At 67.9% G+C, this 9,197-nt stretch carries 9 protein-coding genes; 5 read left to right on the forward strand and 4 right to left on the reverse strand.

The window, feature by feature from the left end:
- Nucleotides 1-16 precede the first annotated feature (16 nt).
- The gene (locus tag ACZ6JY_RS29090) at nucleotides 17-364 is read left to right on the forward strand and encodes a hypothetical protein (RefSeq protein ID WP_469200458.1); all 348 of its coding nucleotides are present in this window, start codon (nucleotides 17-19) and stop codon (nucleotides 362-364) included.
- Entirely contained in the window at nucleotides 361-618 is a 258-nt protein-coding gene (locus tag ACZ6JY_RS29095; RefSeq protein ID WP_469200460.1) for a hypothetical protein, read from the forward strand. The genes ACZ6JY_RS29090 and ACZ6JY_RS29095 overlap by 4 nt, the downstream gene beginning before the upstream one ends.
- 135 nt (nucleotides 619-753) lie before the next feature.
- On the opposite strand, the gene tuf is transcribed toward ACZ6JY_RS29095, so the two are convergent.
- The 4 genes from tuf to rpsL all read right to left on the reverse strand — a co-directional run bounded on the left by tuf (nucleotide 754) and on the right by rpsL (nucleotide 5,102).
- A complete protein-coding gene (gene tuf / locus ACZ6JY_RS29100) occupies nucleotides 754-1,947 on the reverse strand; it encodes an elongation factor Tu (protein WP_447037984.1) in 1,194 nt (397 codons plus the stop codon).
- A gap of 144 nt (nucleotides 1,948-2,091) precedes the next feature.
- Nucleotides 2,092-4,218 carry an elongation factor G gene (fusA, locus tag ACZ6JY_RS29105; protein ID WP_447037985.1) on the reverse strand — a complete coding sequence of 709 codons (2,127 nt, stop codon included), beginning with the start codon at nucleotides 4,216-4,218 and terminating at the stop codon, nucleotides 2,092-2,094.
- A gap of 39 nt (nucleotides 4,219-4,257) precedes the next feature.
- A complete protein-coding gene (gene rpsG / locus ACZ6JY_RS29110) occupies nucleotides 4,258-4,728 on the reverse strand; it encodes a 30S ribosomal protein S7 (protein ID WP_055553483.1) in 471 nt (156 codons plus the stop codon).
- A 2-nt stretch (nucleotides 4,729-4,730) separates the two neighbouring features.
- Complete coding sequence (gene rpsL, locus ACZ6JY_RS29115) at nucleotides 4,731-5,102, reverse strand: 30S ribosomal protein S12 (RefSeq protein WP_003948652.1); 372 nt, start codon at nucleotides 5,100-5,102, stop codon at nucleotides 4,731-4,733.
- 386 nt (nucleotides 5,103-5,488) lie between these two features.
- On the opposite strand from rpsL, the gene ACZ6JY_RS29120 reads away from it, so the two are divergent.
- From ACZ6JY_RS29120 to ACZ6JY_RS29130, 3 genes are all read left to right on the forward strand, one after another.
- Nucleotides 5,489-6,214: a Crp/Fnr family transcriptional regulator gene (locus ACZ6JY_RS29120; RefSeq protein WP_469200463.1), complete on the forward strand. Its 726-nt coding sequence runs from the start codon at nucleotides 5,489-5,491 to the stop codon at nucleotides 6,212-6,214.
- Nucleotides 6,215-6,340: 126 nt separating this feature from the next.
- Complete coding sequence (locus tag ACZ6JY_RS29125; RefSeq protein WP_469200465.1) at nucleotides 6,341-7,087, forward strand: hypothetical protein; 747 nt, start codon at nucleotides 6,341-6,343, stop codon at nucleotides 7,085-7,087.
- A complete protein-coding gene (locus tag ACZ6JY_RS29130; protein WP_469200467.1) occupies nucleotides 7,084-9,192 on the forward strand; it encodes a hypothetical protein in 2,109 nt (702 codons plus the stop codon). Before ACZ6JY_RS29125 ends, ACZ6JY_RS29130 begins: the two co-directional genes overlap by 4 nt.
- The last annotated feature ends 5 nt before the right edge of the window (nucleotides 9,193-9,197 follow it).

Raw genomic sequence — 9,197 nt, forward strand, 5'->3', positions numbered from 1 at the left:
CTCCCGGGAGGACTTCATGAGCACGCAGGCCGACCACGGACACGAGCTGACGCCCCGGCCCGAGCACACGCCCGATGCCTTGCGAACCGCCATCGCCATCGTCGCCCCCGCACGCCTGCCGGAGATGCAGCGGACCAAGGACGAGGCCTTCGCCAAGGCCGTCGAGTGGCAGTCCTTGAGCCCGGTGCAGAGCTGGGTCCTCACCTGGGCCCGTGACATCGAGATCGCCCGTCGTCCCGATCTGTCCGCTCGGCACGCCCGCGCCATGCGCGACCTGGAAGACGAGGACCCAGCTGTCGCCCGGGAAGCCCTGCGCGCGCTGAGCGACGTCCTGGACGAGGCCATGAAGGCAGTACGCGCTTGAGCTGGAGGTGGGAGTACGCCTTCGCGACAGAAGAGGCAGCCCACACCGCACCGCCGACGTTTCTCGCCGCGGTAGAGGCCAAAGCCGCGGAACTGGTCAGGGCGGCGGAGACGCTGTACCTGCACGGACGCAGCCACAGGGATGTCGACCCGAAGGGCGGCGACATCACCGTCCCCGGCGGGATGTTCCGCTACCAGATCGTCGTCCGCAGCGAACGCGTCTACGTCGTTCAGCTCACCTACCTGCACTTCTAGATCGGCTCACACGCGAAAGGGCCCGTACGACCGAAGTCGTACGGGCCCTTCCGTTACTGCGAGGTACCGCTAGGTACTACTGATCGCTCAGTTCAGAGCGACCGGGTAACCCCGATCAACGCGCAAGCGAGAAGCTTACTTGTTGATCTTGGTGACCTGGCCGGCGCCGACGGTCCGGCCACCCTCACGGATGGCGAACTTCAGGCCCTCTTCCATCGCGACGGGCTGGATGAGCTCAACGGTCATCTCAGTGTTGTCGCCCGGCATGACCATCTCGGTGCCCTCGGGGAGGGTCACGACGCCGGTCACGTCCGTGGTACGGAAGTAGAACTGCGGGCGGTAGTTGTTGAAGAACGGGGTGTGACGGCCACCCTCGTCCTTCGACAGGATGTAGGCCTGGGCCTCGAACTCGGTGTGCGGCGTGACCGAACCGGGCTTGATGATGACCTGGCCGCGCTCGACGTCCTCGCGCTTGATGCCACGGAGGAGCAGACCGACGTTCTCACCGGCCTGGCCCTCGTCGAGCAGCTTGCGGAACATCTCGATGCCGGTGACCGTGGTGGTGGTCTTCTCGGTCTTGATGCCGATGATGTCGACGGTCTCGTTGACCTTGAGGACACCACGCTCGATACGACCGGTGACGACCGTGCCACGACCGGTGATCGTGAAGACGTCCTCGATCGGCATCAGGAACGGCTTGTCGACGTCACGCTCGGGCTCCGGGATGGCGGAGTCGACGGCGGCCATGAGGTCCAGAACGGTCTGGCCCCACTCCTTGTCGCCCTCGAGCGCCTTGAGCGCCGAGACCTTGACGACCGGCAGGTCGTCGCCCGGGAACTCGTACTCGGAGAGGAGCTCACGGACCTCGAGCTCGACGAGCTCCAGGATCTCCTCGTCGTCCACCATGTCGGCCTTGTTCAGGGCGACGACGATGTACGGAACGCCGACCTGGCGGGCCAGGAGCACGTGCTCCTTGGTCTGCGGCATCGGGCCGTCGGTGGCGGCGACCACGAGGATGGCGCCGTCCATCTGCGCGGCACCCGTGATCATGTTCTTGATGTAGTCCGCGTGACCCGGGCAGTCGACGTGGGCGTAGTGACGCGCCTCGGTCTGGTACTCGACGTGCGCGATCGAGATCGTGATACCGCGCTGGCGCTCCTCGGGAGCCTTGTCGATCTGGTCGAAGGCCGAGGCCTCGTTCAGGTCGGGGTACGCGTCGTGCAGCACCTTGGTAATGGCGGCCGTGAGGGTCGTCTTACCGTGGTCAATGTGACCGATGGTGCCGATGTTGACGTGCGGCTTAGTCCGCTCGAACTTTGCCTTCGCCACTGAATCCTCCTGCGGAGTGGTTCTGTACGCCTTGCTTCATCGGCGCCAGGTGATCTTTGCTGGGAAGCCAGCCGCCGGGGTCCTTGCCCTGCGGGGTCGAACCCCGGCGGATGGTGTCAAGCCTAAAGCGTGAACTCGGGTGAGTTACTCGCCCTTGGCCTTCGCGATGATCTCCTCGGCGACGTTCCGCGGAACCTCGGCGTAGGAGTCGAACTGCATTGAGTAGCTTGCGCGACCCGACGTCTTGCTGCGAAGGTCTCCGACGTAGCCGAACATCTCCGAGAGGGGCACGAGGCCCTTCACGACGCGAGCGCCGCTGCGCTCCTCCATGGCCTGGATCTGGCCACGGCGGGAGTTGATGTCACCGATGACATCGCCCATGTAGTCCTCGGGCGTGGTGACCTCGACGGCCATCATCGGCTCGAGCAGCACGGGGGACGCCTTGCGCGCGGCCTCCTTGAAGGCCTGCGAACCGGCGATCTTGAAGGCGAGCTCCGAGGAGTCCACCTCGTGGTAGGCGCCGTCGAGAAGAATGACGCGGACGCCAGTCATCTCGTAGCCCGCCAGGATGCCGAACTGCATGGCCTCCTGCGCACCGGCGTCCACCGACGGGATGTACTCCCGCGGGATACGGCCACCGGTGACCTTGTTCACGAACTCGTACGACGCGTCGCCGCCCTCGATGGGCTCGATCGCGATCTGCACCTTCGCGAACTGACCGGTACCACCGGTCTGCTTCTTGTGGGTGAAGTCCACGCGCTCGACGGCCTTGCGGATCGTCTCGCGGTAGGCCACCTGCGGCTTGCCGACGTTCGCCTCGACGCGGAACTCGCGCTTCATGCGGTCGACGAGCACCTCGAGGTGAAGCTCGCCCATACCACCGATGATGGTCTGGCCGGTCTCCTCGTCCGAGTGAACCCGGAAGGAGGGGTCCTCCTCCGAGAGACGCTGGATGGCGACACCCAGCTTCTCCTGGTCACCCTTGGACTTCGGCTCGATGGCGACCTCGATGACCGGCGCCGGGAAGTCCATGGACTCCAGGATCACCGGGTTCTTGTCGTCAGAGAGCGTCTCACCCGTGGTGGTCTGCTTCAGGCCCATGACGGCGACGATGTCACCGGCGCCCACCGACGCGATCTCCTCACGCTTGTTCGCGTGCATGCGGTAGATCTTGCCGATGCGCTCCTTCTTGCCCTTGACGGAGTTCAGCACCGCGGTGCCGGCGTCCAGGCGACCGGAGTAGATCCGGACGAAGGTGAGCTTGCCCAGGTGCGGGTCGCTCGCGATCTTGAACGCGAGGGCCGACAGCGGCTCGTCGTCCGACGGACGGCGCTTGACGACCTGCTCCGGGTCCTTGACGTCGTGGCCCTCGATGGCCTCGACGTCCAGGGGGGAGGGGAGGTAGCGCACGACGGCGTCGAGCAGGGGCTGGACGCCCTTGTTCTTGAACGCCGTACCGCAGAAGACGGGGGTGACGGTGGTGTCGCCGCCCTTGCCGGAGGCGATGGTGACGCGACGGATCGCCGCGTACAGCTGCTCCTCGGTGGGCTCCTGGCCCTCCAGGTACAGCTCCATCATCTGCTCGTCGTTCTCCGCGACAGCCTCGAGCAGCTTGCCGCGGTACTCCTCGGCAGCCTCCGTGTGCGTGTCGGGGATGTCGACGATGTCGTAGGCCTCGCCCATCTTGGTCTCGGCGGACCAGACGAAGGCCTTCATCGTGACGAGGTCGACGACACCCTTGAAGTCAGCCTCTGCGCCGATGGGCAGCTGCATGACGATCGGGGTCGCACCGAGGCGGTCGACGATCATGTCGACGCAGCGGTGGAACTCGGCACCCGTACGGTCGAGCTTGTTGACGAAGCAGATGCGCGGGACGCCGTAGCGGTCCGCCTGACGCCACACGGTCTCGGACTGGGGCTCGACGCCGGCGACGCCGTCGAACACCGTCACGGCACCGTCGAGCACGCGGAGCGAACGCTCCACCTCGACGGTGAAGTCGACGTGGCCCGGGGTGTCGATGATGTTGATGGTGTGATCAACGTCGTTCAGCGGCCAGTGACAGGTGGTGGCAGCAGAGGTGATCGTGATGCCACGCTCCTGCTCCTGCTCCATCCAGTCCATCGTGGCGGCGCCGTCGTGGACCTCACCGATCTTGTACGACACACCCGTGTAGAACAGGATCCGCTCGGTGGTCGTCGTCTTGCCCGCGTCGATGTGGGCCATGATGCCGATGTTGCGCACCTTGGCCAGGTCAAGTGAAGTGGTAGCCATGTCGGCTCAGTCTTCTCTCGGTCTCGATGTGGGTAGCGACTACCAGCGGTAGTGCGCGAAGGCCTTGTTGGACTCGGCCATCTTGTGGGTGTCCTCGCGCTTCTTCACAGCGGCACCGAGGCCGTTGGAGGCGTCGAGAAGCTCGTTGAGCAGACGCTCGGTCATGGTCTTCTCGCGACGGGCGCGGGAGTAACCGACCAGCCAGCGCAGGGCGAGCGTGTTCGCACGGCCCGGCTTGACCTCGATCGGGACCTGGTAGGTCGCGCCACCGACACGGCGGGACTTGACCTCGAGGGTCGGCTTGATGTTCTCGAGCGCGCGCTTGAGGGTGATGACCGGGTCGTTGCCGGTCTTCTCCTTCAGGCCCTCCATGGCGCCGTACACGATGCGCTCGGCGGTGGAGCGCTTGCCGTTCAGCAGCACCTTGTTGATGAGGGAGGTCACCAGAGGAGAACCGTAGACCGGGTCGATGATGACCGGGCGCTTCGGGGCGGGGCCCTTACGAGGCATTCTTACTTCTCCTTCTTGGCGCCGTAGCGGCTGCGGGCCTGCTTGCGGTTCTTGACACCCTGGGTGTCGAGGGAGCCGCGGATGATCTTGTAACGAACACCAGGCAGGTCCTTCACACGGCCACCACGCACGAGCACGATGGAGTGCTCCTGCAGGTTGTGTCCCTCACCCGGAATGTAGGCCGTAACCTCGATCCCGGAGGTCAGACGCACACGCGCGACCTTACGGAGGGCCGAGTTCGGCTTCTTCGGGGTGGTCGTGAACACACGCGTGCAGACGCCACGGCGCTGGGGCGAACCCTCGAGTGCGGGCGTCTTGTTCTTCTCGACCTTGTCCTGCCGGCCCTTACGGACCAGCTGCTGGATCGTAGGCACTACTTCTCCGGTTTCTGTGTGCCGAATAGTAAAGCTAACCTGGAACATTCGCCGACCCACGCGGTCGGGTGTGTCGAATGCTGCGGACCCCTGCCGCAAGCGGAAAGGAGCGCAGATTACGGTGGCCGTTCACGGACCCGCGCTGCGGTTGATGACACGCGCACGAGCCCAGGCACACCCCAGGCACAAGGTCTGAGCGTACCTACCTCATCGAGTCTGGTCAAAACAAATGCGGTGGGGGGAGACACGCCGGGCTTTTCGGGTCGCCTGCGACCGCCTTCGGCCAGAGCGGCCGGTTGTCGCCCGTTACCCGCGCGGTCGCCTCAAGTACGTTGAGTGGTTGCCGGTTCGATGGCAACGGCGCACGTGAACACGGGGGCGGCGGGATGGTCGGGGGACAGTCGGGCGTAGGGGAAGACGACGGTTTGGACGACCGCGTGCCGTTCCTCGCACGGCTGGAGAGGGACGACCGCACCGCGCTGCTCGCCATCGGCCGCCCGCTGCACTATCCCGCACGCGGGGTCATCATGCGCCAGGAGGAGCCGTCGAGCCATGTGCTCCTGCTCCTGAAGGGCTGGACCAAGGTCACCGCGACCGCGGCCAACGGCTACGAGGCCCTCCTGGCCCTGCGCGGCCCCGGTGACATCGTCGGCGAGGGCTCCGCTCTCAGCGGACGCAGCCGCTCGGCGACCGTGACCGCGCTGGAGCAGGTCGAGGCGATGGCCGTCGAGCAGGGCCGCTTCACCAGCTTTCTCACCGGCAGCCCTCAGGTGGCCCTCAAGCTGCTCGGCCTGGCCACGGACCGGCAGCGCTCGACCGACCGCCGGCGGCTGGAGTGGGCGGCCCTCTCGGTACGTGAACGGCTCGCCGTCCTGCTCCTCGACCTCATACGCACCCATGGCACCCGGACGGAGGAGGGTGTCGAACTCTCCGTCCCGCTCAGCCAGCAGGAGTTCGCCGGTTCGGTCGGGGCCTCGCGAGAGGCGGTCGCCCGGCTCCTGAGGGAGTTGCGGGACCGGCAGGTCGTCGTCACGAGCCGTCGCCGCGTCATCGTCGTCCGTCCGGACATTCTGCGCCGCATCGTCGGAAGTCGCTGCCGCGGCGCCGAGTAGGCGCCACGTTACGGACAGCCGCTCTGTGCACGCGGTCACAGAACGTCTGCGTCATCGGCCCTCTGTGGTCTCGGCCCCGGCACGCCATCGTGCTGCTCGACGGAACCGAACCGGCGAGAGGCAGACATGACCGAGCCCGTGAACCGCACGATTCTGCTCTTCGACATCGAGCAGTTCGGCAAGCGCGACGACGTGGAGCAGGCTTTCCTGCGGCGCGTGCTGTACGACGTCGCGGACGAGACCCTCGCGGCGGCGGGCGTCAGTGAGACCGCGCGGCTGCGAGCGGACCGGGGCGACTCCGTGATGGAGCTCATCGACGCCCAGGTCCCCGTCCACGCGGTCCTGAAGACCCTGCTGACCGAGACCCCCGCGCTGCTGCACAGCAAGAACCGGCTCATCTCGAGCAGCGCCCGGATGCGCCTGCGCATCGTGCTGTCCACCGGGTACGTCGCCGTGGACGCGCTCAACGGCTGGGTGGGCTCGGACCTCAACCACGCCTGCCGACTCCTGGACGCGGCCCCGCTCCGTGAGGCACTGCGGGGGCGCAAGGACCACCACAGCGTGCTGTGCGTGTCCGACGGCGTCTACCAGGGGGTGGTGCGGCACGGCCCTGTGGGGGTGCGGCCCGAGGAGTTCCACCGCATCACGGTCGAGGCGAAGGAAGGGCCGACGGCCGCCTGGCTGCACGGCGAGAACGGCGGGAACGGCACGGCCTCCGCGGCGCCTCCCTCGTCCGAGGAGACAGCCGCGAACGGGTCCTCCCAGATGGCGCGGCACGACAGCACGAACGTCGGGCGCGACCACTACGGGGTCAGCGGTGGCCATGTACAGGGCGGCATCCACTACCGCTTCGGCCCCGGGGACGGCCGATGACCCAGAACGAAGCATCCGGCACCGCCACCGCGGAGCGTACGGACGCCGAAGGCGCCGAGCAGAAGCAGGGGCAGGGGCAGGAGGAGACGCCCGAAGCGCAGGAGCAGCGCCAGAACGCGTGGGCCGCCCGACGGGACCTCATCGAGCACAGCCCTTCCTTCGCCTCCAGCCTGGTGGGACGCGACCACTACGGGGTCAGCGGTGGCCACGTACAAGGCAATGTCGTCTACCAGTTCGGGGTGACGGGCGGCAGTACCGACGGGCCCGCCTCCGGGCCCGTCCCCCAGGCCGAGATCGACGAGCTGGAAGCCGTCTTCCAGAGTTGCCTCAGCTTCGAGGAGGCACTCACCCGCCTGCGGGCGGAGCGCGTCGTCGTCCTCTCCGGAGGGCATGCCTCAGGCCGTCGTTGCGCCGCGATGATGCTGCTCTCGCGTCTGGGCATCGGCCGCCTGCGCCACCTGGAGCCCCGCACCTCCCCCACCTCGCTGCACCTCCAGCTCGACGGCGCGGTCGGCTACGTCCTGTGCGACCTGGTGACCAGCCGGAGCAGGCCCCTGCGCAGACTCCACCTGCTGAGTCTGCGCGAACACCTCGAACGCACCGGCGGACACCTGGTGATCACCGTCGAGCCGTCGGCCGCCCTCGGCGACGTGCCTTCCGTCCGCTGGGAGCCCCCCTCCACGGAAGCCATGCTGCGCTCCCATGTCACGCGACTCACCGGTGCCGACGCCTGGACCCGGCTGCGGGCGCTGGCCCCCGTCAACGAGTTCCTCGCCCGGGAGCGCCAACCCGGTGAGACCGCCCAGTTCGCGCAGCGGCTCGCGGCCCTGGACCGAGGCGAGACCGACGAGGACGAGCTCGCCGCCTACGGTGAGGCCGCGGTCGTCGCCCAGGTCGACCGATGGCTCACCGAAGAGAAGCCGGACCTCCTCGACAAGGCCTTCCTCATCTCGCTGGCCGCCTTCGACGGGGCCCCGTACGCGGTGACCGCCGAGCTCGGTGACCGGCTCTTCGCCCGGTTGCAGAAGATCCAGGATCCCGGCCGGCTGCCCAGCATCCCCGTCTTCGGCAGCTCGCGGAGCGACCGGCTGCAACTCGCGCGCGCCAACGGCTACATGGACACCGAAGTCACGGAGCGGGGTGCGGTCGCCCAGTTCGTCGCCGCTTTCCAGGACGACAGCACCGCGCGCGTCATGCTCCGCGAGGTATGGACCCTGCACCCCTCGGCGCGCCCCGCGCTGGTCGGCTGGATCAAGGAGCTGGCCAAGGACGGCCGCCCTCTCGTACGCACGCGCGCCGCCGCGGCCACCGCGCTGCTCGCCACCGCGGACCTGCCCTCCGCCTTGGCCCTGCTCATCGAGCCCTGGGCCGACGCGAACAACTTCAACGCCTGGCTGACAGCGGCCAACGCCCTCACCCTTTCGGTCCTGCTCAAGGTGCCCACCGTGCCGGCGATCCTCCACGGCTGGTGCACAGGCGACCAGGCGAGCCGCCGCTGGACGGCTCTCCGGACCTACGGCCTGCTGGGCCCCGTGCACCACAAAGAGGCTCTGCGGGCACTGCTCGACGCGGCGCAGCAGGGGTGGGCCGACGAGGAGCAGGAGGGCGAGGAGGAGGCACAGCTCGCCGACGCCCTGGAGCTGCTGCTCCTCGCCGTGCAGGGCCCGGTCCTCGACGCGCTGGCCCGGCGGACCGACGACGGTCACGCGGTCCGCGCGCATGCCCTGCTCGCGTTCGTGCACGCCTGTGAGCAGTGGGACGACGACACCGGACGGCCGCTGGTCCTCGACTGGTACGCGCGGGCCACGGCGGACGGCTCCGAGGAGGACCAGCATCTCGCCACGCTGTGGCGCGCCGCGCTCAACGACCGCGCACGCACGTCCCAGGCACTGGACGTCCTGCGCTCCTGGGTGTGCAAGGCCGACACGGACCCGTCGTCGGAGGACGCTCTGGCCGCGCTTCTCCCCGCCCTCGCGACCACGGCCACCGACCGCCGTCGCGTCAGCCATCTGCTGCGCACGGTGCACGACACCGACGGCAGCGTGCCGCGGGTGGCCGGACGGCTGCTGGCAGCGGTCTCCGCGCGGCAACAGGTCAGCGAGTGAGGAGG

This window comes from Streptomyces sp. NPDC046335, assembly GCF_055587985.1.

Coding starts and splice junctions, on each gene's coding strand:
- ACZ6JY_RS29090 (WP_469200458.1), top strand. CDS start 17: ATGAGCACGCAGGCCGACCACGGACACGAGCTGACGCCCCGGCCCGAG.
- fusA (WP_447037985.1), bottom strand. CDS start 4,218: ATGGCTACCACTTCACTTGACCTGGCCAAGGTGCGCAACATCGGCATC.
- rpsG (WP_055553483.1), bottom strand. CDS start 4,728: ATGCCTCGTAAGGGCCCCGCCCCGAAGCGCCCGGTCATCATCGACCCG.
- ACZ6JY_RS29120 (WP_469200463.1), top strand. CDS start 5,489: ATGGTCGGGGGACAGTCGGGCGTAGGGGAAGACGACGGTTTGGACGAC.
- ACZ6JY_RS29125 (WP_469200465.1), top strand. CDS start 6,341: ATGACCGAGCCCGTGAACCGCACGATTCTGCTCTTCGACATCGAGCAG.
- ACZ6JY_RS29130 (WP_469200467.1), top strand. CDS start 7,084: ATGACCCAGAACGAAGCATCCGGCACCGCCACCGCGGAGCGTACGGAC.